Source organism: Xanthomonas chitinilytica, assembly GCF_026107455.2.
Taxonomy (GTDB): domain Bacteria; phylum Pseudomonadota; class Gammaproteobacteria; order Xanthomonadales; family Xanthomonadaceae; genus Stenotrophomonas; species Stenotrophomonas chitinilytica.
The window spans coordinates 127,858-151,103 of the sequence record NZ_JAPCHY010000007.1 but is presented as its reverse complement, the minus strand read 5'-3'; the positions used below and the strand labels follow the sequence as shown (position 1 = coordinate 151,103).

Genomic DNA, 23,246 nt, shown 5'->3' with positions numbered 1-23,246 from the left:
TTGATGACATTTGCAACCTTTTGCCTGTGCGATCGCTGACGATGGCGGCAACTGGCGTTTTGCGATGCAGCACTTGACAGCCGCCGCGTTGCTGGTGTCCTCTTGAGGCCATGCACCGCATCGCCGCCTCCGCCGGGTTCCTTCCGCAGTCCCTCACCGGGCTGTCCGCGCCGTGCGCCGCGACGACCACCATTACCACCATTACCACCATTACCGCCACCACTAGCCCGGTGCGGCCCGTCGTCTTCGCGTAGTTTTCCGAAAACCACGGCCCCGCACCCGGACCAGGATGCGGGGAATCCCCCAACCTGACGGTGTGCCGGGGCCTCCAACCGAGGTTCCTTCACGATGTCGTCAGCCGTTGCTCCAGAGCCCAAGCCCGATCCCTCCGCCGAAGCCGTGGCGCGCACCGTCGTCCACAAGTTCGGCGGTACATCGGTGGCCGATGCCGAACGCTATCGCCATGTCGCCCGGTTGCTGCTGGCGCGCGGGGAGGCGATGCAGGTGACCGTGGTGTCGGCAATGAAGGGCGTGACCGACGCGTTGATCGGGCTGGCGCAGCTGGCTGCGCAGGACCGTCCGGAATGGCGCGAAAGCTGGTACGAGCTGCGCGCGCGCCATCGCGGCGCGGCGGTGGCGCTGCTGGGCGAGCACGCGGGGCCGGCGGTGGAATGGCTGGACGAGCGCTTCGAGCACCTGGCGCAGGTCCTGTCGGCGCTGGCGGTGATCGGCGAGCTGCCCGCCGAGGTGCTGGACCGGGTGCAGGGGCTGGGCGAGGTGTATTCGGCGCAGCTGCTCGGCCAGCACTTCCAGGCGCTGGGCGAGGACTGCGCGGTGCTGGATGCGCGCGAGGTGCTGGTGGTGGACCGCGGCGAGCTCGGCGTGGACGTGGACTGGGCGGCCAGCGCCCAGCGCCTGGCCGCCTGGCGCGAGCGCAATCCGCAGTCGCGGGTGGTGGTGACCGGCTTCGTCGCCCGCGATCGCGGCGACCGCATCACCACGCTGGGCCGCAACGGCAGCGACTATTCCGGCGCGATCTTCGCCGCGCTGTTCGACGCCGACGAACTGCACATCTGGACCGACGTCGACGGGGTGCTGTCGGCCGACCCGCGGGTGGTGCCCGAGGCGGTGCAGCTGCAGGCGCTGAGCTACGACGAGGCCTGCGAGCTGGCCTACTTCGGCGCCAAGGTGGTGCATCCGCAGACCATGTCGCCGGCGATCGAACGCGGCCTGCCGATCATCATCCGCAACACCTTCCAGCCCGACCACCCGGGCACCCGCATCACCGCCGACAGCGCCAGCAGCGGTCCGATCAAGGGCCTGACCCTGAGCCCGGACCTGGCGGTGCTGAACCTGGAGGGCACCGGCCTGATCGGCGTGCCCGGCACCGCCGAGCGGGTGTTCGCGGCGCTGCGCAACGCGCACGTGTCGGTGGTGATGATCTCGCAGGGCTCGTCGGAACATTCGATCTGCTGCGTGGTGAAGCAGGCCGAGTCGGCGCGCGCGCGCGATGCGCTGCTGCATGCGTTCGCGCACGAACTCACGCTCGGGCAGGTGCAGCGGGTGCAGCTGACTCCAGGGATCAGCGTGCTGGCCGCGGTCGGCGATGGCATGGCCGGGCAGCCGGGCGTGGCCGCGCGCCTGTTCGAGTCGCTGGGGCGGGCGCAGGTCAACATCCTGGCGATCGCGCAGGGCTCGTCCGAGCGCAACATCTCGGTGGCGATCGACGAACGCGATGCGACCAAGGCGCTGCGCGCCGCGCACGCGGGCTTCTGGCTGTCGCCGCAGACCTTCTCGGTGGGCGTGATCGGGCCGGGCAACGTCGGCGCGGCGCTGCTGGACCAGCTGCACGCGGCGCAGCCGCAGCTGCTGGCCAAGGCGCGGCTGGACCTGCGGCTGCGGGCGGTCGCCTCGCGCGGCCGCATGCTGCTGGACGAGCGCGGTGTCGAAGGCGACTGGCGCGCGGCGTTCGCCGCGACCGACGCCGGCACCGACCTGGACCGCTTCACCGAGCACCTGCTGGGCGCGCGGCTGCCGCACGCGATGATCATCGACTGCAGCGGCAGCGCCGAGGTGGCCGACCGCTATGCCGGCTGGCTGGCGGCCGGCATCCACGTGGTCACGCCGAACAAGCAGGCCGGCGCCGGCCCGCTGCCGCGCTTCCACGCCATCCGCGCCGCGGCGGCGGCCAGCGGCGCGCGCTTCCGCTACGAGGCCACGGTCGGCGCCGGCCTGCCGGTGATCACCACCCTGCGCGACCTGGTCGATACCGGCGACGAGGTCGGCGCCATCGCCGGCATCTTCTCCGGCACGCTGGCCTGGCTGTTCAACAAGTACGACGGCAGCGTGCCGTTCTCCGGGCTGGTGACGCAGGCGCGCGCCATGGGCTACACCGAGCCGGACCCGCGCGACGATCTTTCGGGCGTGGACGTGGCGCGCAAGCTGGTGATCCTGGCGCGCGAGGCCGGCCGCGACCTGAGCCTGGAGCAGGTGGAGGTGGAAAGCCTGGTGCCCGAGGCGCTGCGCCAGGCCAGTGTCGAGGACTTCATGGCGCGCCTGCACGAGGTGGACGAGGCCTTCGCGGCGCGGCTGGCCGCGGCCAGGTCGCGCGGCAACGTGCTGCGCTACGTCGCCCAGCTGTCGGCCTCGCAACCGCCGAGCGTGGGGCTGGTGGAACTGCCGGCCGGGCACGCATTCGCCAACCTGCGCCTGACCGACAACGTGGTGCAGTTCACCACGCGCCGCTACTGCGAGAACCCGCTGGTGGTGCAGGGGCCGGGCGCGGGGCCGGAAGTCACCGCCGCCGGCGTGTTCGCCGACGTGCTGCGGGTGGCGGCGGGCGAGGGGGCGCGGCTGTGAGCGCGCCTGCGATCTCCGCCATGTCGTCCGCCGCGAAGGAGGGCGGACTGCGTGCGGCGCGCGCGTTCGCGCCGGCCTCGGTGGCCAACGTGGCGGTCGGCTTCGACCTGCTCGGCTACGCGCTGGCCGGCGTCGGCGACACCGTCGGCGTGCGCCGCATCGATGCGCCGGAAGTGCGCATCGCCGCGATCCGTGGCACCACCGCCGCGCTGCCGCTGGAGGCGGCGGACAACACCGCCGGCGCGGCGCTGATGTCGCTGCGGCAGGCGCTGGCGCTGCCGTTCGGTTTCGAGATCGAGATCGACAAGGGCATTCCGCTCGGCTCCGGCATGGGCGGTTCGGCCGCCTCGTGCGTGGCCGCGCTGGTGGCGGCCAACGCGCTGCTGGACGAGCCGCTGGACAGCCGCCAGCTGTACCTGCATGCGCTGGATGGCGAGGCGGTGGCCAGCGGCAGCCGCCATGGCGACAACCTCGGGCCGATGTTCCTGGGCGGGCTGGTGCTGTCCACGCCCGACCGGCTGGTGCCGGTGCCGGTGTCGGGAACCTGGCACAGCCTGCTGGTGCACCCGGACGCGGTGCTGGAAACCCGCCGCGCGCGCGCCGCGCTGGCCGGCAACTACGCGCTCGGCGAATTCGTCGCGCAGAGCACCAACCTGGCGCTGGTGCTGGCCGGTTGCCATGCCGGCGACCCCGAACTGGTGCGCGCCGGCCTGGCCGACGCGCTGGTCGAACCGCGCCGCGCGCCGCTGATCGTCGGCTTCGATGCGGCCAAGCGCGCCGCGCTGGAGGCCGGCGCGATGGGCGCGGGCATTTCCGGCGCCGGCCCCAGCGTGTTCGCGTGGTACGAAACCCGTACCGAGGCCGAAGCCGCCGCACCGCGGGTGCGGGCGGCCTTCGCCGCCGCCGGCCTCGACAGCCAATCCTGGGTGACGCCGCTGAACAGCCCGGGTGCGTACCTGCTCTGACCCCATCATCCTGCCCCGTTGTAGGAGCGACGTGAGTCGCGACAGCTTGCAGAGCTGGGAAAGCTTCGTCGCGACTCACGTCGCTCCTACAGACAAGCCTTTCGGAATCATCGCCATGCATTTCATCTCCACCCGCAACAACGCTCCCGCCGCCTCGCTCGGCCAGGCCATCGCCGCCGGACTGGCGCCCGATGGCGGCCTGTACGTGCCGGAGCGGATGCCCGCGGTGCGCCCGCTGCTCCCCGCTGCCACGCTGGCGGCGACCGCCGCCGACCTGCTGCGTCCGTTCTTCGCCGGCGATGCGCTGGAAGGCGAACTGGATGCGATCTGCGCCGAGGCCTTCGACTTCCCGGCGCCGCTGCGGCCGCTGGCCACGCCGCACGACCACGTGCTGGAGCTGTTCCACGGCCCGACCGCGGCGTTCAAGGACTTCGGCGCGCGCTTCCTGGCCGCCAGCCTTTCGCGGCTGCGGCGCGGCAGCGACCGGCCGCTGACGATCGTGGTGGCCACCTCCGGCGACACCGGCGCCGCGGTCGCGGCGGCGTTCCACCGCCAGCCCGGCCTGCAGGTGGTGGTGCTGTATCCCGACGGGCGGGTATCGCCACGGCAGGCGCACCAGCTCGGCTGCCTGGGCGACAACATCCGTGCGCTGCGCGTGGCCGGCTCGTTCGACGACTGCCAGGCGATGGCCAAGCAGGCGCTCGGCGATGCGTCGCTGCAGGCGCAGGTGCCGCTGAGTTCGGCCAATAGCATCAGCCTGGGCCGGCTGCTGCCGCAGATGGCCTACTACGCGCACGCCGCGCTGGAGCACCGCGAGCGCACCGGGCGTGTGCTGAACGTCGTGATTCCCACCGGCAACCTCGGCAATGCGATGGCCGCGATCCTGGCGCGGCGGCTGGGGGTGCCGCTGGGCCGCATCGTGCTGGCGACCAATGCCAACCGGGTGCTGCCGGACTACTTCGACGGCGGCGACTACGCGCCCGCCCCGAGCGTGGCGACGCTGGCCAATGCGATGGACGTGGGCGCGCCCAGCAACTTCGAGCGCCTGCGCTGGCTGTACCGCGGCGACGATGCGGCACTGCGCGCGGGGTTCCTCTCGCAATCGGTGGACGATGCCGCCATCCGCGACACCATCGGCGCGCGCTTCCAGCGTTTCGGCGAGGTGTTCTGCCCGCACACCGCCACCGCGGTACGGGTGCTGGAGCGGCTGCGCGCCGATGGCGAGGCGGCCGCCGGCGACGACTGGGCGGTGGCGGCGACCGCGCACCCGGCCAAGTTCGAGGCGGTGGTCGAGCCGCTGATCGGGCGCGAAGTGCCGGTGCCGCCGGCGCTGGCGGCGCTGCTGCAGCGCCCGGCCCATGCCGAGCCCTGCGCGCCCGAGTACGCGGCGTTGCGCGCGCGCCTGCTGGATTGATCGCCGGACTCCGGCATGGGGCAGGTGCGGTTCGCCGCGCGTGCCTGCAGCGGATTGGGCCGGGTTTCGGCAGTCGCCTGGATATCGTCGTCCCCGCGCAGGCGGGAGGGACTTCACGACAGCGCAGGGCAATGGTCACCCGGTGCCTTTGCCGCAGCAAGCTTCGGATTGCTGGCCGGCCAGCCTGCCGGTTGTTGAAGGCGCCTCCCACCCGAGCGGCCACGCGGCCGTTGAAAAACGTCATGCGGGGGCCACGGTCGATTTCGATATGACGGCGGGGGATCGGTGCCGATCGGGTGTCCGCATGCGTGTTTGCAGCAGGCCGGCAGGAGTCGTGGGCGTTCGTGGCGGGGGTGTCGCCAGCCTGCCGAAGCATTCGCCGGGCGAGCTGGGTCGAGGGGCATCGCTGCGGTTGTCCACATCCGATGTGGAGCACGGCCGGGAGAATCTGTGGATAAGCCGGCCGATGCCCTGTGCCGCAAGGGCCGCTGCCACCTTGGCGAGAAAATGACCGGGCGGCTCAGGCCAGGTCGCTGGTGGCGAGCTTCTGCAGCGCGGGAAGGTCGCGGATCTCCACCACGTTCAACTGCGGCAGTGCGATCAGGCCCTGCTGGCGCAGCTTGGTGAAGGTGCGGCTCACCGTTTCCATGGTCAGGCCGAGGTGGTCGGCGATGTCGCCGCGTCCCATCGGCAGCGGCACCCGGTTGCCGGGGTGCCCGTGCACGGTTTCGCGCGCGGCCAGCCGCAGCAGGAAATCGGCCAGCTTCTCGGTGGGCTGCAGCCGCGCCAGCGCCAGCGCGGCGTCCTGCGCGGTGTCCAGTTCCTGGCAGGCACGCTGCAACAGCTTGCGCTCCAGGTGCGGGTAGCGCAGGCGCAGTTCCCGCATGTGCGCCAGCGCGACGCGGCACACCCGGCTTTCGGCGATCGCCTCGATGTCGTGGCGGTGGTGGTCGCTGCCGGACAGGCCCAGATAATCGCCGGGCAGGACGAAGCCGCTCACCCGGCGGCGGCCGTCGGCCAGGGTGCGCACCAGCCGCAGGGCGCCGGCGGTCACGGTGTAGACATGGCTGCGCGGCTCGCCGCTGCGGGCCAGGGTCGCGCCCAGCGGCACCGGCTGCGAGACGGTGACCTTCTCCAGCGCCAGCACTTCGTCGCAGGACAGCGCCGAGCACACCGACAGGTGGCGTACCGAGCACTGTAGGCACTCGTGCAGGGCGACGCCGTCGGGGGTGTCGGACTCTGCGGGCGACAGCGCGGTGCCGGAAGGGGGCCGGGTCATGGCATCTGCGGGGCGGGGGTGCCGACCATGATACTTCATGCCGCCCCGCGGGCGCCGTGCGGCTAGAATTGCGCCCCTGTCCTTCCCCCGTTTCTGCAGGAGTTCCCCCGTGATCAAACCCCGTACGCCGCCCGGCATCATGGAGTTGCTGCCGCGCGAGCAGATCGCGTTCCAGCGCATGCTGGACGTCATCCGCCGCAACTACGAGCGGTTCGGGTTCCTGCCGGTGGAAACCCCGGTGTTCGAGCTGTCCGACGTGCTGCTGACCAAGTCCGGCGGCGAGACCGAGCGCCAGGTGTATTTCGTGCAGTCCACCGGCGCGCTGGCCAATGCCGCCGGCGACGGCGCGGGCGGCCTGCCGGAGCTGGCGCTGCGCTTCGACCTGACCGTGCCGCTGGCGCGCTACGTGGCCGAGCACGAGCACGAGCTGGCGTTCCCGTTCCGCCGCTACCAGATGCAGCGCGTGTACCGTGGCGAGCGCGCCCAGCGCGGCCGCTTCCGCGAGTTCTACCAGTGCGACATCGACGTGATCGGCAAGGACGCGCTGAGCATCCGCTACGACGCCGAGGTGCTGGCGGTGATCCACGCCGTGTTCTCCGAGCTGGGCATCGGCGACTTCGCCGTGCAGCTCAACAACCGCAAGCTGATGCGCGGCTTCTTCGAGGCCCAGGGCGTGTCCGATCCGCAGCAGCAGGCGCTGGTGCTGCGCGAGGTGGACAAGCTCGACAAGCGCGGTGCCGACTACGTGCGCGAGACGCTGGTGGGGCCGGAGTTCGCCCTGCCGGCCGCGGCGGTGGAGCGCATCCTCGCCTTCGTCGAAGTGCGTTCGACCTCGCATGCCGATGCGCTGGCCAGGATCGACGCGGTGCTGGCCGAGGCCGGCGAGGGCGCCAGCGAATCGCTGCGCGCCGGCGCGGCCGAGCTGCGCGAGGTGCTGGAGCTGGTCAGGGCGCTGGGCGTGCCGGAAGCCGCCTATCGCCTGAACTTCTCCATCGCCCGAGGCCTGGACTACTACACCGGTACCGTCTACGAGACCACGCTCACCGACCACCCGCAGATCGGCTCGATCTGCTCCGGCGGCCGCTACGAGGACCTGGCCAGCCATTACAGCAAGTCGAAGCTGCCGGGCGTGGGCATTTCCATCGGCCTGACCCGCTTGTTCTGGCAGCTGCGCGAGGCCGGCCTGATCGAAGGCATCGAGGCCAGCAGCGTGCAGGCGATGGTCGCGCTGATGGACGAGGCCGGCCTGCCGGATTCGCTGGACATCGCCCGGCGGCTGCGCGCCGGCGGGATCAACACCGAAGTGCAGATGGAGCCGAAGAAGATCGGCAAGCAGTTCCAGTACGCCGCCCGCGCCGGCATCCGCTTCGTGGCGCTGGCCGGCGAGGACGAACTCGCCCGCGGCGTGGTCGCGGTCAAGGACCTGCTGCGCGAGCAGCAGTTCGAGGTCGCCCGCGACGAGCTGGCCAGCGCCCTGCAGGTGGAGCTGGAACAGGCGCGGGTGATGTGATGCGGGCGGGTTTCCCGTTGCTGCTCGCGCTTGCAGCGCTGCTGGCCGGTTGCGCCAGCGATCCGCGCATCCGGGTGCAGCGGCTGGGAGGCGGCAGCTATATGGTCGGCAGCGACCGCTGCAGCGTGCTCGAGCGGCAGGAGCTGGAGAACGACATCGCCCGCCGTGCCGCCGAGCTGTGTCCCGCCGGCTATGCGTTGCCGCAGGGATTCGAGCGGCGCCCCTCGCGGCAGGGCAGCCTGTTCGGCGAATGCCCGCGTTCCGGTGCGCTGCGGGCCCGGGTGAGCTGCCTGCCGCCGTCAGCGGGGCGCTGACGGCGGCATCGCGTCCGCGGCAAGCAGGCCCGCGCGCCGCAGCATCCGCAGCAGCCGTTGGCGATGCGCGGCATCGCCTGTGGGGCAGCCAGGGAGCGTGCCGACGATGAAGTGCATGGTGTGCTTCCGAAGGGTATGCCTGCAGGAGCGACGTCAGTCGCGATGGAGCTTTCCCTGTCCTGCAAGCTGTCGCGACTTATGGCCCGAGGCCACCCGGCGTCGCTCCTACGGATACGAAGGGGCGGAATGGGTAAGCACCGGGACTGTTCAGCGGGGAACCCGGGATCGGCTGTCGGGGCCAGCGGCGAGTGCGTCGACCTCCGTACTGGTGGCGATGGCCTGCAGGGGAGGTAATTGGAGGCCTCGGCGCAGATGTCGGCCAGTTCGCCTTCCGGCGCGTCGCTGGTGAAGAACGGGCGCAGCAGGCCAGCCGTGGTCACCGCCGGCGGGGAGTAGCAGGCGAACCGTGGGCATTCGTTCCGGTACGCACAGTTCGTCATCGGGAACGAGTCCAGTGGCGATGGTCTGGCCGAGCAAGGCGGCGGGAGCATTGCTGCGGATGAATGATGAAGTGCATGACGATGATTCCAGCGGCTTGTTTGTAGGAGCGACGTGAGTCGCGACAGCCTCACGAATCGGGAAGGCCCCATCGCGACTCACGTCGCTCCTACAGATACAGATCACGGATACAAAGGGCGGGATGGGAGGGCGGGGCAGGTCATCGACCCGGCCGATCGGCGTTCCATCGGCCAGCCGCTGCAGGCCGAACAGCGCCAGCAGCGCGCGGCCCTGTTCGCGGGTGAGCAGGTGCAGGTCGCCGATGGAAACGTCGGCGCCGCGCGGGCCGAAGCGCAGGGTATCCAGGAAGCGGACGCGGGCACCGGCGGGCAGGGCATCGAGCGGGGTGGCTTGCCCGGCATGTGCCTGCAGGTAGCGGCGCAATGCCGGTTCCGAATCGATCGCCGGCGGGGCCGGTTCGGTGGCCGTACAGGTGGCGGCGACGGCCAGCAGGGTGGCCAGTATCCAACGGCGGGCAGGCATCGGGCAGTCCGGTCGGACGATGACGGCATTGGAGCAGGAGAGGCGTCCCGGGTAAAGGCTGAACGTCCCCGGTTTGACGGGTGTGTGCGAACGCATTAATGTAACAGCACGCTATTACATTAAGACGATGAAGCAACGTCCATCACCCCTGCCCGGAAAGGAAGCCGACGCCTCGCTGAAGGCGCTGGCCCGGGCGTTCGCCGGCCTCGACAAGCCGGCCGAAGTGGTCGCGTTCCTGCGCGACCTGTGCACGCCGGCCGAGCTGGAGGCGATGTCCGACCGCTGGCGCGTGGTGCCGCTGCTGCTCAAGGGCGTGCCGTACCGCGAGATCCACGAGCTGACCGGCGTCAGCGTCACCACCATCGGCCGCGTCGCGCGCTCGCTGGAGCACGGCAGCGGCGGCTATGCCGCCGCCATGCGCCGCCCGCCTTCCCGCACTACCGAATCCAACTGAGAACTCCCCCATGAGCGCTTCCCAGGCAGCCCCGGCACGCGACCGGCTGCGCATCGCCATCCAGAAGAGCGGCCGCCTGGCCGAGCCGGCCCGCAGCCTGCTGACGGCCTGTGGCCTGAGCTGGCGGCAGAGCCGCGACAAGCTGTTCTGCTACGGCGAGTCGCTGCCGGTGGACCTGTTGCTGGTGCGCGACGACGACATCCCGGGTCTGATCGCCGACGGCGTCTGCGACCTGGGCATCGTCGGCCGCAACGAGCTGGACGAGCAGGGCTCGGCCCGGCGCCGCGCCGGCCTGCCGGCCGCCTACCGCAGCCTGCGCGGGCTGGACTTCGGCCAGTGCCGGCTGATGCTGGCGGTGCCGGAGGAATGGGAGTGGCAGGGAGTGTCGCAGCTGGCCGGCAAGCGCATCGCCACCAGCTACCCGGCGATCCTGGCCGACTGGCTGGAAGCGCAGGGCGTGGACGCGCAGGTGGTGGAGTTGTCCGGCTCGGTCGAGATCGCGCCGCGCCTGGGCACCGCCGACCTGATCTGCGACCTGGTCTCCAGCGGCGCGACGCTGGCAGCCAACCAGCTGGTGCCGGTGGAAACGCTGCTGGACAGCGAGGCGGTGCTGGCAGGCCCGGTACGCGAACTCAACGACGCCCGCGCTGGGCTGATCGCCATGCTGCTGCGCCGGCTCGACGGCGTGGTGAAGCTGCGCGACAGCAAGCTGCTGATGTTCCGCGCCAGCCAGGACAAGGTGGCCGGACTGGCGCGCCTGCTGCCCGATGCCGATCCGCTGGTGCAGCTGCCCGACGACGGCGGCAACCTGCGTTTGCAGACCATGTGCCATGGCGCGATCAGCTGGCAGCGGCTGGAGGAGCTGGAGCGTGCCGGCGCGCAGGGGCTGATGGTGCTGACGGTGGAGCGGTCGCTGGCATGAACCGACTGGACTGGAACCGACTCGACGCACAGGAGCAGGCGCAGGCGCTGCTGCGCCCGGTGCAGGCCGTCGCCGCGCGGACCCGCGAGTCGGTGGCGCGCCTGATCGACGACGTGCGCCGCCGCGGCGACGCCGCGCTGCGCGATATCACCGCGCGCTTCGATGGCATCGAACTGGCCTCCTTCGAGGTGGATGAAGCGGAATTCGCCGCGGCCGAAGCCGCGGTGCCGGCCGGACTGCGCGCGGCGATGGAACAGGCGGCCGCGCGCATCGAACGTTTCCACCGCGCCGGCATGACCCAGGGGTATGCGGTGGAAACCGCGCCCGGCGTGGTCTGCGAGAAGGTGGTGCGGCCGATCGGCCGGGTCGGCCTGTACGTGCCGGCCGGCAGCGCGCCGCTGCCTTCGACCGCACTGATGCTGGGGGTGCCGTCGCGGCTGGCCGGCTGCCGCGAGGTGGTGCTGTGCACGCCGCCGCGGCGCGACGGCAGCGCCGATCCGGCGGTGCTGGTGGCCGCGCGCCTGACCGGCGTGGGCCGCGTGTTCAAGCTCGGCGGTGCGCAGGCGATCGCGGCGATGGCCTATGGGACCGACAGCGTGCCGGCGTGCGACAAGCTGTTCGGCCCCGGCAACGGCTTCGTCACCGAGGCCAAGCAGCAGGTGGCGCAGGCCGGCGCCGCGGCCATCGACATGCCGGCCGGTCCGTCCGAGGTGCTGGTGATCGCCGATGCCGGCGCCAATCCCGCCTTCGTCGCCGCCGACCTGCTGTCGCAGGCCGAGCACGGCCCGGATTCGCAGGTGCTGCTGCTGTCCGACGACGCGGCGCTGATCGAACGGGTCGAAGCCGAGATCGAAGCGCAGCTGGCGCGGTTGTCGCGCGCCGGCATCGCCCGCCAGGCGCTGTCGTCTTCGCGCCTGATCCGGGTGGACGACATCGCCCAGGCATTCGGGATTTCCAACCGCTACGCGCCCGAGCACCTGATCCTGGCATTGCGCGAGCCGCGCGCCTGGCTGCCGAGCGTGGAGGCGGCCGGCTCGGTGTTCCTCGGCGACTACACCCCCGAGGCGCTGGGCGACTACTGCAGCGGCACCAACCACGTGCTGCCTACCGCCGGCGCCGCGCGCGCCTACAGCGGCGTCAGCGTGGCCAGTTTCCAGAACCAGATCAGCGTGCAGGCCGCGTCGCCCGCCGGCATCGCCGCCATCGGCGGCTGCGCGCGGGTGCTGGCCGCGGCCGAAGGGCTCGACGCCCACGGCAACGCGGTGGCGCTGCGGATGGAGGCGGCGGCATGAGCGATGCCCGTTCCGCCGCCGGCTCCGTGCTCGCGCTGGTCCGCGACGACCTGCGCGGTTTTGGCGGTTACTCCTCCGCACGCAGCGCCGCGCTGCAGGGCGAGGTCTGGCTCAACGCCAACGAGGCGCCATGGGCCAATCCTGCCGACGGCGGCGCCATCGCCCGCCGTTATCCCGACCCGCAGCCCGGGGCGTTGCGCCAGGCGATGGCGGAGCTGTATGGCTGCACGCCGGCGCAGCTGTTGATCGGCCGCGGCAGCGACGAGGCCATCGACCTGCTGGTACGCGCCCTGTGCGTGCCCGGCCGCGACGCGGTGCTGGTGACGCCGCCGGTGTTCGGCATGTACGCCGTCAGCGCCCGCCTGCAGGGGGCGCCGCTGCTGGAGGTGCCGCTGATCGACAGCGACGACGGCCTGCTGCCGGATATCGACGCCATCGTCGCCGTCGCGCTGGAACGACAGGCGAAACTGGTGTTCCTGTGCTCGCCGTCCAATCCGGGCGGTGCGCCGGTGGCGCTGGCCGACATCGAACGCGCCGCCAGCGCGCTGCGGGGCAGGGCGCTGGTGGTGGTGGACGAGGCCTATGGCGAGTTCGCCGAGCAGCCCTCGGCCGTGAGCCTGCTGGCCACCCACGACAACCTCGCGGTGCTGCGCACGCTGTCCAAGGCGCATGCGTTGGCGGCGGCGCGCATCGGCTGCGTGATCGCCGATGCGGCGCTGGTCGCCGTGTTGCGCGCCTGCCAGGCTCCCTATCCGGTGCCGGCGCCGTGTTCGCAGCTGGCGCTGGCGGCGCTGGCGCCCGAGTCCCTGCGGCAGACCGCCCGGCGGGTGGAGCGGGTCAAGGCCGAGCGCACGCGCCTGCAGGCCGCGCTGCAGGACCTGCCTGGCGTGACCCGCGTCTATCCCTCGCAGGGCAATTTCCTGCTGCTGCGCTTCGCCGATGCCGAGGCCGCGTTCCGTGCGCTGCTGGCCGCCGGCGTGGTGGTGCGCGACCAGCGCGCCGCGCCGCAGCTGGGCGATGCGCTGCGCATCAGCATCGGTACCCCCGAACAGAACGACCGCGTGCTGGGAGCACTGCGGGCATTGAAGGTGGCGGCATGACCCCGATCCTCTTCGTCGACCGCGACGGCACCCTGATCGAGGAGCCGGAAGACTTCCAGATCGACGCCTACCGGAAGCTGCGCTTCGTGAAGGACGTGATCCCGGCGATGCTCAGGCTGCGCGACGCCGGCTACCAGTTCGTCATCGTCTCCAACCAGGACGGGCTGGGCAGCGAGGACTATCCGCAGGAAAGCTTCGACGGCCCCAACGAACTGATGCTGCAGGTCTTCGAGAGCCAGGGCATCGCGTTCCGCGACGTGCTGATCGATCCCAGCCGGCCGGCCGACAACAGCCCCAACCGCAAGCCGGGCATCGGCATGATGGTCAGGTATCTGCAGGACCGCGGCATCGACTGGTCGCGCTCGGCGATGGTCGGCGACCGTCCCACCGACATCCAGTTCGCGCAGAACATGAACATCCGCGGCTTCCAGCTGCGCACCGCGCAGTTCGGCGGGGAGTGGGACTGGGCCGCCATCGCCCACGAACTGGCCGACGCGCCGCGCCGCGCCACGGTGCAGCGCGACACCAGGGAAACCCGCATCCGCGTGTTCGTCGACCTCGACCAGGCCGCGCCGGCGAAGATCGCCACCGGCCTGCCGTTCTTCGACCACATGCTCGACCAGATCGGCCGCCACGGCGGTTTCGCGCTGGAGGTGGAAGCCGTCGGCGACCTGCACATCGACGAGCACCACACCATCGAGGACACCGGCCTGGCGCTGGGCCAGGCGCTGCGCGAGGCACTCGGCGACAAGCGCGGCATCGGCCGCTACGGCTTCGATCCGCCGGAGAGTCCCTGGCTCGCGGCGGGCGACACCGGCCGGCACGGTTTCACCCTGCCGATGGACGAGACCCTGGCCAGCGCCGCGCTGGATTTCAGCGGCCGTCCGTACTTCGTGTTCGACGGCGAGTTCCGGCGCGAACGCGTCGGCGACATGCCGACCGAGCTGGTGCCGCACTTCTTCCGCTCGCTGTGCGACGCCGCCGGGCTGAACCTCAACCTGCGGGTGCAGGGCGACAACGACCACCACAAGGTGGAGGCCTGCTTCAAGGCGCTGGCGCGGGCGCTGCGCCAGGCCATCCGCCGCGAAGGCACCGAGCTGCCCTCGACCAAGGGGACGCTATGACCGATGTCGCGCTGATCGACGCCGGCGGCGCCAACCTGGGTTCGGTGCGCTACGCGCTGGAGCGGCTGGGCGTGAGCCCGCGGCTGGTGTCCGATGCCGCCGGGCTGGCGGGCGCCGAGCGGGTGATCCTGCCCGGCGTCGGCGCGGCGCCGCCGGGCATGGCGCGGCTGCGGGCGCAGGGGCTGGTCGAACCGCTGCGGCAATTGCAGGTGCCGCTGCTGGGCATCTGCCTGGGCATGCAGCTGCTGTTCGAGCGCTCGGAAGAGGGCGAGGTCGAATGCCTGGGGCTGGTGCCCGGGGTGGTGCGGCGGCTGCATCCGGCCACCGGCATCCGGGTGCCGCACATGGGCTGGAACCGGCTGCTGCCGCTGCGCGAATCGCCGCTGCTCGACGGCGTGGCCGAGCGCGCCAGCGCCTACTTCGTGCACAGCTACGCCGCCCCGCTCACCGCGGACAGCGTCGCCGCCTGCGACCACGGCGGCCTGTTCACCGCCGTGGTGCAGCGCGGCCGCTATTGCGGCGCGCAGTTCCACCCCGAGCGCTCGGCCGATACCGGCGCGCGCATCCTGCGCAACTTCCTCGAGACCGACTTCGCATGAGCTTCATCGTCTACCCGGCACTGGACATCCGCGACGGCCGCGTCGTGCGGCTGCTGCAGGGCGACTACGACAGGCAGACCAGCTACGGCGACGACGTGCTGCCGCGCGCGCGGGCATTCGCCGCGGCCGGCGCCGGCTGGATGCACCTGGTCGACCTGGATGCCGCCCGCGCCGGCGGCTACACCCTGGCGCCGCTGCTCGGCGACATCGTCCGCGGGACCGGGCTGAAGGTGCAGACCGGCGGCGGCGTGCGCAGCCGCGACGACGTGGCGCGCATCCTCGACGCCGGCGCCGCGCGGGTGGTGGTCGGTTCGCTCGCGGTGCGCGAGAGCGCGGCGGTGCTGGGCTGGCTGGACGAGTTCGGCCCGGAGCGGCTGACCATCGCGCTGGATACCCGCCAGGGCGAGGACGGCGTGTGGCGGCTGCCGGTGCACGGCTGGACCGAAACCGCCGACCTCACCCTGGACGAACTGGCCGGCCGATACGCACAGGCGGGGATGAAGCACCTGCTGTGCACCGACATCGCCCGCGACGGCATGCTCTCCGGCCCCAACATCGCGCTGTACGCGCACCTGGCCGCGTCGCTGCCGGGCGTGGCGGTGCAGGCTTCCGGCGGCGTGCGCGACGCGGACGACGTGGCCGCCGCCCGGGCCGCGGGCTGCGGCGGCGCGGTGCTGGGCAAGGCGCTGCTGGAAGGCCGCCTGCAGCTGGAGGAGGCGCTGGCATGCTGAGCCGCCGCATCATTCCCTGCCTGGACGTGCGCGACGGCCGCGTGGTCAAGGGCGTGCGCTTCCGCGACCACGTCGATATGGGCGACATCGCCGAGCTGGCCATGCGCTACCGCGGGCAGGGCGCCGACGAATTGGTGTTCTACGACATCGGCGCCAGCCCCGAGGGGCGCTCGGTCGACTACGCCTGGGTCGAACGGATCGCCCGCCTGATCGACATCCCGTTCTGCGTGGCCGGCGGCATCCGCGACGTGGAGACCGCACGCCGCGTGCTGCATGCCGGTGCCGACAAGATCTCGATCAACTCGCCGGCGCTGGAGCGCCCGGCGCTGATCGGCGAACTGGCCGAGGCCTTCGGCGTGCAGTGCGTGGTCGTGGGCATCGACTCCATCCGCGAGGCCGATGGCCAGTGGCGGGTGCGTTCCTACACCGGCGACCCCGGCAAGACCCGCGCCGAACCGATCCGCACCCTGGACTGGCTGCGCGAAGTGCAGCAGCGCGGCGCCGGCGAGGTGGTGCTCAACTGCATGGACAGCGACGGCGTGCGCCGCGGCTACGACCTGGAACAGCTGCGCCATGCGCGCGCCGCCTGCAATGTGCCGCTGATCGCTTCCGGCGGCGCGGGCGAGATGCAACACTTCGCCGACGTGTTCGACCGGGTCGACGTCGACGGCGCACTGGCCGCCAGCGTCTTCCACAGCGGCAATATCGCCATTCCGGAACTCAAGCGGTTCCTGCGTACGCAACAGATCGAGGTTCGCGATGTCTATTGATGTTTCCGGTCCCGTGGACCCGCTGTACTCACCGGACTGGAAGAAGGGCGATGGGCTGGTGCCGGCCATCGTGCAGGACGCCACCACGCTGCGCGTGCTGATGCTCGGCTACATGAACGCCGAGGCGCTGGCCACCACCCGCCGCAGCGGCCGGGTCACCTTCTACAGCCGCAGCAGGCAGCGGCTATGGACCAAGGGCGAGTCCTCCGGCCACTACCTGGAACTGGTGGACATCCGCATCGACTGCGACAACGACACCCTGCTGGTCACCGCCCATCCGCATGGCCCCACCTGCCACACCGGAAGCGCCAGCTGCTTCCACCGCGCCCCGGGCAACTTCCTGGGCACGCTCGATGCGCTGGTCAAGCAGCGCGAGCACGACCGCCCGCTCAACAGCTACACCACCAGCCTGTTCGAGAAGGGCATCCGCCGCATCGCGCAGAAGGTGGGCGAGGAGGGCGTGGAGACCGCGCTGGCCGGCGTGATCCAGCGCGACGAGGAACTGCTGGGCGAATCGGCCGACCTGCTGTTCCACCTGATCGTGCTGCTGCGTGCGCGCAGCCTGTCGCTGCACGACGCGGTGGAGGTGCTGGAGCAGCGCCACGGCAAGGCGGCGGAGAAAGCCGTCCGCTGACCGGTGCCGGGCGGCCCGTCTCGCCCGGCGGTCCATCGCGGTGTCGGGGAATCGATGGCGGCGCTCTTCCGCGGGCGGGAAGCTTTTCCGGGGCGCGGCCAGCCGCCGCAAAACCGGCGACACCGGCAACGGCGATAATGGCGCGTCTTCACCCCGCCGGAGTTCCCATGCGCCTGCCGCTGCTGACCGCCCTGTTGCTGGCGACTGCCCCCGTCCTTGCCGCCGCCGCGCCCTGCCAGAGCGGCAGCGTGTTCGAGGATGCCGACGGCGACGGCCTGCGCGGGCCGGGCGAGCGCGGCCTGGCGGGCGTGCGCGTGTCCGACGGCGAGCACATCGCCGTCACCGACGCCCGCGGCGACTATCGCCTTGCGTCGGCCGATGCCGGCATGGTGTTCGTGATCAAGCCGGCCGGCTACCGCGCCGCGGCCCGTGCCGACGGCCTGCCCGACATCTGGCGCCAGGCCGGCCACGGCGACACCGAGGCCGGTTCCGATAGGTGCCGCCCGTTCGCGCTGGTGCCGCAGGCCGGGGCGCCGGCCACGCTGCAGGCGCTGGTCATGGCCGACAGCCAGACCTCCAGCGTGCAGGACGTGGACTACTACCGCCGCGACATCGTGCAGCCGCTGGTCGGCCGGCATCGCGCGCAGCTGGGCATGACCCTGGGCGACATCACCAACGACGATCCCGCGCTGTACCCGCTGCTCACCGCCGCCACCACCGAGTTGAGCGTGCCGTGGCTGCACGTGCCCGGTAACCACGACATGGACCTGGACGCCACCGGCGACGCCGATTCGCTGCGCAGCTACCACCGCCACCTCGGCCCGGACACCTATGCCTGGGAGGAACCGCAGATGGTGTTCATCGGCCTGGACGACATCGTCGCCACGCCCGGCGCCCGGCCGGCCTATATCGGCGGCTTCCGCGAGGACCAGTTCGGCTTCCTCGAACGCTACCTGGGCGCCCTCGATACCGACCGCCTGGTGGTGATCGGCATCCACATGCCGTTGTTCGATCCCAGGTTCCGCGCCGCCGACCGCCAGCGCCTGTTCGATCTGCTCGCGCGCTTCCCCAGGCGCCTGGTGCTCAGCGCCCATACCCATACCCAGCAGCACGTCTTCCATGATGCCGCCGCCGGCTGGAAGGGGCAGGGCAGCCTGCACGAGTACAACGTCGGCGCGGCCTGCGGTGCGTTCTGGTCCGGGGTGAAGGACGAACAGGGCATCCCCGATGCCACCATGAGCGACGGCACGCCCAACGGCTACGGCCTGCTCAACGTGGCCGCCGACGGCAGCTACAGCGTCGAGTACCGAGCCGCCCGCGCCCCGGAGGACGAGCAGATCGCCCTGCATGCGCCGCGCGTGCTGCGCAAGGGCGCCTACCCGGCATGGGGCGTGTACGCCAACGTCTACATGGGCCACGCCGGTACCCGGGTCGAGTACCGCATCGACGGTGGCGACTGGCAGCCGATGAAGAAGGTGGACCAGCCCGACCCGCGGCTGCTGGTGGAGAACGTCGCCGACGACCTGGCCGGGTCCCTGCGCGGCTACGACCGCTCGCCCGAGGCCACGCCGTCCACCCACCTGTGGCGCGGGGCGTTGCCCACCGCATTGGACGAAGGCGAACACGACGTCGAAGTGCGCGCCGTGCTCGATGGGCGCGAGTACGGCGCCCGCACCCGCTACCGGCTGCAGTCCGCGCAGCCCTGATCGCGGCGCCGGTCCCGCCCCGCGCCGGCCATGTCCGGGCCGCAGGCTAGGCTTGTCGCCAACGAGAAACAGGGGGAACCACCGTGATGCGTGACCATCGTGCGCCGGCCGTTGCCGTCGTCGCGCTGGCCGGCCTGATGCTGGCCGGCTGCAAGCTGCCCTCGCTGGAAGATGGCGGATACCCGCCCGAGCCGATGGACGCCGATCGCGTGCCGATCGGCCAGGTCCAGGGCAGCGGCGACGTCAGCCCGTTGCTGGACCGGGACGTGGCCATCGAAGGCATCGTCGTCCGCAACCTGACGGGCGATGCCGACGACTTCGCCCAGGAAGTGGGCGTGACCCTGGGCGAGGGCAACCGCGGCAAGGTGGTGGGCTGGTTCGTGCAGGACGCGGGCGATGGCGACCCGGCCACCTCCGACGCGCTGTTCGTGCTGGACCAGGGCTACGACACCAGCCTCAACCTGCCCGCCGAAAGCGAATACACCCTGCGCCTGGGCCCGCGCGTGCGCAGCGGCGACCGCGTCATGGTCCGCGGCAAGGTGATGGAACTGCCGCGGGAGACCACCGCCGACCAGCCGCGCAGCAGCGGCCGCCGCGTCGGCCGCGGCGATCCCGCGGGCACCGTCACTTCGATCGCTGCCCGTTCCATCACCGTGCTGGAGCCGCGCGACCGCAAGGACGCCATCGAACCGGGCCGGGTGCCGCATGCCCGCGCCGACGACGAGGCCAGCGAGGGCATGCGCCTCCAGCCCGGCAGGCCCGTGCCCGCCACTTGAGCGCGGCTTGCCGCAGCGGGACGCCTTGCGCTCCGGCGCCCGGAGTCCATGCGGCGGAGGGACGGCGGCGACCCGGCTGGCGGCGCGGACGCGGCAATCCGCGGCCAGGCAGCGACCGCTATCGTTCCTTCCGGTTGCTCCGGCCCGACGTCGTCCTGTTCGCAGGCGCCGGCGCAGCGGCGGTCGGACGATGCACGAACGGGTAGGGCACCGCCGCGGTTTCCGGCAGCTCCGCACGCCATTTCTCCAGTGCCGCCACGACCATCCTGCCCGCCTGGAACTGCGGTTCGGAAGGCAGCTCGCCTTCCTCCTTCTCGCGCCGGCGCACGGCGGCCCTGGCCTGTTGGAAGGCGGCCTTGAAGTCCTGCGTTTCGTTCAGCGCTTCCACCAGGAACGCGCGACCGAACCAGGTGGCGCTGTCGCTGTTGCCGCAGCCAAACGAGGGGCGATCGTGGCGGGCGGCGGTGATCACCATGCGCCGCGGCGATTGCAGCGCCGGGATGAAGCCACCCGAGTAGCAGGCGGAGACCACGATCACCGCATTGCCGATGCCGGCCTCGTCCAGCAGTCGCGCCAGATCGTCCGGGGCGATGACGTCCTCCTGCCCGGGAGCGGTCTGCAGGTAGAAGGAGCTGTCCTCCAGCCCGTGGCTGGTCATGTACAGCAGCAGGATGTCCTCGTCCGGATCGAGCATCCGGCCCAGCGCATCGAGCGCGTAGCCCAGGCTTTCCCAGGTGGCGATGGGGGCGGGGGTGTCGGCGGTGCGGTTCTCGGGATGATTGATCAGGCCGATGCTGCGGCCCCCGGCGCCAAAGCGCTGCGCGGACAGCTGCTGCAGGTACAGCACCTCGTTGCGGAACACGTCCTCGTCGGCATCGCCGGCCACGCCCAGCACGTACAGGTCCGGTATCCCCGGCCGTTGCGGCTGCAGCTGTCCCAGTGCGGCGTCCAGGCGCGCCAGCTCGGCACCTTCCAGGGCGGGCGTGGTCGGTTTCCATGCCGGCAGGTCGGCGGCGCCGGCCACGGTGGGCGCCGCGCCGGCCGACAGCGCGATGGCCAGCGCCACCGGTCTCAGGTGCCGCAACAGGGAACGCAGGGCAGGGTGTCTGTGCATGCGCGGCAAGAGTGCCCAAGCCCCGGCGGCCTGTACAGTGCGTCCCCGCGCCGGCCCGGGCCAGCGGCGCTGTCCTCTATCGTTCGGCACATGGGCCGCCGGGCGATGCTGGATATGCTTGTCCCGCTTTGCTGCCCGGCCGCGCGCCATTCCACCGCTTTACGGAGAACCATGTTGAAGAAGACCTTGCTGACCACGGCCACCCTGCTGGCGCTGAGCGTTGCCGGCCCGGTATCGGCCCACCAGGACCGCACCTGCCTCGACGAGGCCTGCATCACGCAGGCGTTGTTCGCCGACGACGCCGGTGCGTCCGGCGGCGAGAGCATCGCCACGCAGCGCTACGGCAGCTGGGGCATCGATACCGCGGGCATGGACACCGGCGTCAGGCCGGGTGCCGATTTCTTCGGCTACGTGAACGGCAAGTGGGCCAGCGAAACCGAGATCCCGGCCGACAAGTCCAGCTACGGCTCGTTCCTGATGCTGCGCGATCTTTCCGAGAAGCGCGTGCACGCGCTGCTGGAAACCTACCGGCTCGGCGACCCGGCCAGCGACGGCGACGCGGCCAAGATCGCCGCGCTGTACCAGGGCTTCATGGACGAGGCGACCATCGAGGCGCTGGGCGACAAGCCGCTGCAGCCGCTGCTGGCCAGCATCCGCGCAGCCAGGGACCACCGGTCGCTGGCCACCCTGCTCGGCGCCCGCGAAGGTTTCACCCGTGGCCCGTTCTCGCTGATGGTCTCCGACGACCAGCGCAACCCGGACCGCTACACCCTGTACCTGGGCCAGTCCGGCCTGGGCCTGGGCGACCGCGAGATGTACCTGCGCGACAACTTCGCCCCGCAGCGCGAGCGCTATGAGGCCTACGTGGCGCAGATGCTCAAGCTGGGCGGCTGGCCCCGGCCGGAAGCCAACGCCAAGGCCATCCTCGCCCTGGAGACCCGCATCGCCGATGCCCATTGGACCCGCGCCGAGAGCCGCGACCGCGACAAGACCTACAACCCGGTCGAACTGAAGGGCTTCGCTGCGCACGCGCCGGGCTTCGCCTGGGCCGAGTTCTTCGCCGCCGCCGGCGTGGACCAGGCGCCGGTAGCCGTGGTGCGCCAGAGCAGCGCGATTCCGAAGCTGGCGGCCATCTTCGGCGAGACCGACATGGCCACGCTGCAGGCCTGGCAGGCGTTCCACACCATCGACGGCGCCGCGCCGCTGCTGTCCCGGGCCTTCGTCGATGCCCACTTCGAGTTCCGTTCCAAATTCCTTTCCGGCCAGCCGCAGCAGCGCGAGCGCTGGAAGCGCGCGGTGGCCTTCACCGAAGACGCGATGGGCGAGGCCATCGGCCGCGACTACGTGGAGCTGTACTTCCCGGCCGACGCCAAGGCCAAGATGGATGCGCTGGTCGCCAACGTGAAGGTCGCCATGGGCGCCCGCCTGGACACGCTGGAATGGATGAGCCCGGCCACCAAGGCCGAGGCGCACGCCAAGCTCAAGGGCTTCGGCCTGAAGATCGGCCATCCGGATACCTGGCGCGACTACAGCGCGCTGGAGATCCGCAATGGCGACGTGTTCGGCAACGCGCTGCGCTCCAACCGCTTCGAGTGGGAATACCGCCGTGCCCGCCTGGGCAAGGACGTGGACAAGGGCGAGTGGGGCATGACCCCGCAGACCGTCAACGCCTACTACAACTCGGTCAAGAACGAGATCGTGTTCCCGGCCGCGATCCTGCAGCCGCCGTTCTTCGACCCGGATGCCGACCCGGCCGTGAACTACGGCGGCATCGGCGGCGTGATCGGCCACGAGATCATCCACGGCTTCGACGACCAGGGCCGCAAGTCCGACGGCGCCGGCGTGCTGCGCGACTGGTGGACCGCCGAGGACGCGGCCAAGTTCGAAGTGCAGGCGGCCAAGCTCGGCGCCCAGTACGAGGCCTACGAGTTCCCGCAGCTGCCGGGCATGCACATCAACGGCAAGGTGGCCATGGGCGAGAACATCGGAGACCTCGGCGGCCTGACCATCGCGCTGGAGGCCTACCGCCGCTCGCTGGACGGCAAGCCGGCGCCGGTGATCGACGGCTTCAGCGGCGAGCAGCGCCTGTTCATGGGCTGGGCGCAGGTATGGCGCACGCTGTGGCGCGACGACGCGCTGCGCCAGCAGCTGGTCAACGGCACCCACTCGCCGGGCCACATCCGCGCCTTCGCCCCGCTGCGCAACATCGACGCGTGGTACGAGGCCTTCAATGTGACCGATACGGACCCGCTGTACATCGCCCCGGAAGACCGCGTGCGGATCTGGTAAGCGGCAGGCCGTAAAGCAGGACAAAGGGCGGGAGTCCCCGGTGGGGCTCCCGCTTTTTTGTGTTCGTCTTCTGGCAAGAGGAGAGGTACACGCCGACCCGGCCAGGCTTCGGGGCCGACGAGCGTTCCTCGGCAATTTCATGTGGCCCTGTCGCGACTTGCGTCGCTCCTGCAAATATTCCTGCTGCCTGCAGGAGCGACGTCAGTCGCGAGCTTTCCGGGCAGGTCCCGGAATGTGTACCCCCGCAAACAAGAAGAAGCCTTGCCCGGCACGAGGCAAGCCCTCGACCCATGCCTGAACCTGCGCAAGCCCACGGTCCGGGACCCACCCCGCTAGAATCGGAGACCAAGGAA

General features: G+C 71.3%; 20 protein-coding genes. 17 read left to right on the top strand and 3 right to left on the bottom strand.

Translation table 11 applies throughout. The annotated features are described in order from the left end of the window. Positions 1–348: 348 nt before the first annotated feature. The 3 genes from thrA to thrC all read left to right on the top strand — a co-directional run bounded on the left by thrA (position 349) and on the right by thrC (position 5,238). Complete coding sequence (thrA, locus tag OK345_RS09505; protein ID WP_265127728.1) at positions 349–2,859, top strand: bifunctional aspartate kinase/homoserine dehydrogenase I; 2,511 nt, start codon at positions 349–351, stop codon at positions 2,857–2,859. Between the two features lie 20 nt (positions 2,860–2,879). Next, positions 2,880–3,824, top strand: a complete 945-nt coding sequence (locus tag OK345_RS09500; RefSeq protein WP_265127727.1) for a homoserine kinase — start codon at positions 2,880–2,882, stop codon at positions 3,822–3,824. A gap of 115 nt (positions 3,825–3,939) precedes the next feature. Further along, complete coding sequence (gene thrC, locus OK345_RS09495; RefSeq protein WP_265127726.1) at positions 3,940–5,238, top strand: threonine synthase; 1,299 nt, start codon at positions 3,940–3,942, stop codon at positions 5,236–5,238. Positions 5,239–5,758: 520 nt separating this feature from the next. Here the strand turns inward: thrC and OK345_RS09490 are convergent. Next, positions 5,759–6,517, bottom strand: a complete 759-nt coding sequence (locus OK345_RS09490) for a Crp/Fnr family transcriptional regulator (protein WP_265127725.1) — start codon at positions 6,515–6,517, stop codon at positions 5,759–5,761. Positions 6,518–6,626: 109 nt separating this feature from the next. Here OK345_RS09490 and hisS point away from each other — a divergent pair, with 109 nt between their 5' ends. Together hisS and OK345_RS09480 are read left to right on the top strand one after the other, a co-directional pair. Further along, positions 6,627–8,027 (top strand): histidine--tRNA ligase, encoded by a 1,401-nt coding sequence (gene hisS, locus OK345_RS09485; RefSeq protein ID WP_265127724.1) that lies wholly within the window; start codon positions 6,627–6,629, stop codon positions 8,025–8,027. After that, a complete protein-coding gene (locus tag OK345_RS09480) occupies positions 8,027–8,341 on the top strand; it encodes a hypothetical protein (protein WP_265127723.1) in 315 nt (104 codons plus the stop codon). Before hisS ends, OK345_RS09480 begins: the two co-directional genes overlap by 1 nt. 267 nt (positions 8,342–8,608) lie before the next feature. Here OK345_RS09480 and OK345_RS09475 read toward each other — a convergent pair whose 3' ends face one another. Next, a complete protein-coding gene (locus OK345_RS09475; protein ID WP_265127722.1) occupies positions 8,609–9,382 on the bottom strand; it encodes a hypothetical protein in 774 nt (257 codons plus the stop codon). 127 nt (positions 9,383–9,509) lie between these two features. Between OK345_RS09475 and OK345_RS09470 the strand changes: the two genes are divergently transcribed. From OK345_RS09470 to OK345_RS09420, 11 genes are all read left to right on the top strand, one after another. Then, complete coding sequence (locus tag OK345_RS09470; RefSeq protein ID WP_265127721.1) at positions 9,510–9,836, top strand: YerC/YecD family TrpR-related protein; 327 nt, start codon at positions 9,510–9,512, stop codon at positions 9,834–9,836. Between the two features lie 10 nt (positions 9,837–9,846). Then, the gene (gene hisG / locus OK345_RS09465; protein WP_265127720.1) at positions 9,847–10,758 is read left to right on the top strand and encodes an ATP phosphoribosyltransferase; all 912 of its coding nucleotides are present in this window, start codon (positions 9,847–9,849) and stop codon (positions 10,756–10,758) included. Continuing rightward, positions 10,755–12,050, top strand: coding sequence for a histidinol dehydrogenase (gene hisD / locus OK345_RS09460; protein ID WP_265127719.1), 1,296 nt, complete (start codon positions 10,755–10,757; stop codon positions 12,048–12,050). The genes hisG and hisD overlap by 4 nt, the downstream gene beginning before the upstream one ends. Further along, on the top strand, positions 12,047–13,150 hold the full coding sequence (gene hisC, locus OK345_RS09455; RefSeq protein ID WP_265127718.1) for a histidinol-phosphate transaminase: 1,104 nt from the start codon (positions 12,047–12,049) through the stop codon (positions 13,148–13,150). Before hisD ends, hisC begins: the two co-directional genes overlap by 4 nt. Beyond that, positions 13,147–14,274, top strand: a complete 1,128-nt coding sequence (gene hisB, locus OK345_RS09450) for a bifunctional histidinol-phosphatase/imidazoleglycerol-phosphate dehydratase HisB (RefSeq protein ID WP_265127717.1) — start codon at positions 13,147–13,149, stop codon at positions 14,272–14,274. The genes hisC and hisB overlap by 4 nt, the downstream gene beginning before the upstream one ends. Further along, positions 14,271–14,873: an imidazole glycerol phosphate synthase subunit HisH gene (gene hisH, locus OK345_RS09445; protein WP_265127716.1), complete on the top strand. Its 603-nt coding sequence runs from the start codon at positions 14,271–14,273 to the stop codon at positions 14,871–14,873. Before hisB ends, hisH begins: the two co-directional genes overlap by 4 nt. Then, positions 14,870–15,604: a 1-(5-phosphoribosyl)-5-[(5-phosphoribosylamino)methylideneamino]imidazole-4-carboxamide isomerase gene (gene hisA / locus OK345_RS09440; RefSeq protein WP_265127715.1), complete on the top strand. Its 735-nt coding sequence runs from the start codon at positions 14,870–14,872 to the stop codon at positions 15,602–15,604. The genes hisH and hisA overlap by 4 nt, the downstream gene beginning before the upstream one ends. After that, positions 15,598–16,374: an imidazole glycerol phosphate synthase subunit HisF gene (gene hisF, locus OK345_RS09435; RefSeq protein ID WP_265127714.1), complete on the top strand. Its 777-nt coding sequence runs from the start codon at positions 15,598–15,600 to the stop codon at positions 16,372–16,374. The genes hisA and hisF overlap by 7 nt, the downstream gene beginning before the upstream one ends. Further along, entirely contained in the window at positions 16,364–17,008 is a 645-nt protein-coding gene (gene hisIE / locus OK345_RS09430) for a bifunctional phosphoribosyl-AMP cyclohydrolase/phosphoribosyl-ATP diphosphatase HisIE (protein WP_265127713.1), read from the top strand. The genes hisF and hisIE overlap by 11 nt, the downstream gene beginning before the upstream one ends. A gap of 167 nt (positions 17,009–17,175) precedes the next feature. Then, positions 17,176–18,714, top strand: coding sequence for a calcineurin-like phosphoesterase C-terminal domain-containing protein (locus tag OK345_RS09425; protein ID WP_265127712.1), 1,539 nt, complete (start codon positions 17,176–17,178; stop codon positions 18,712–18,714). A gap of 86 nt (positions 18,715–18,800) precedes the next feature. Then, complete coding sequence (locus OK345_RS09420) at positions 18,801–19,490, top strand: single stranded DNA-binding domain-containing protein (protein ID WP_265127711.1); 690 nt, start codon at positions 18,801–18,803, stop codon at positions 19,488–19,490. Positions 19,491–19,608: 118 nt separating this feature from the next. On the opposite strand, the gene OK345_RS09415 is transcribed toward OK345_RS09420, so the two are convergent. Continuing rightward, the gene (locus OK345_RS09415) at positions 19,609–20,604 is read right to left on the bottom strand and encodes a C13 family peptidase (protein WP_265127710.1); all 996 of its coding nucleotides are present in this window, start codon (positions 20,602–20,604) and stop codon (positions 19,609–19,611) included. Positions 20,605–20,775: 171 nt separating this feature from the next. Between OK345_RS09415 and OK345_RS09410 the strand changes: the two genes are divergently transcribed. Next, positions 20,776–22,893: a M13 family metallopeptidase gene (locus OK345_RS09410; RefSeq protein WP_265127709.1), complete on the top strand. Its 2,118-nt coding sequence runs from the start codon at positions 20,776–20,778 to the stop codon at positions 22,891–22,893. Positions 22,894–23,246 lie beyond the last annotated feature (353 nt).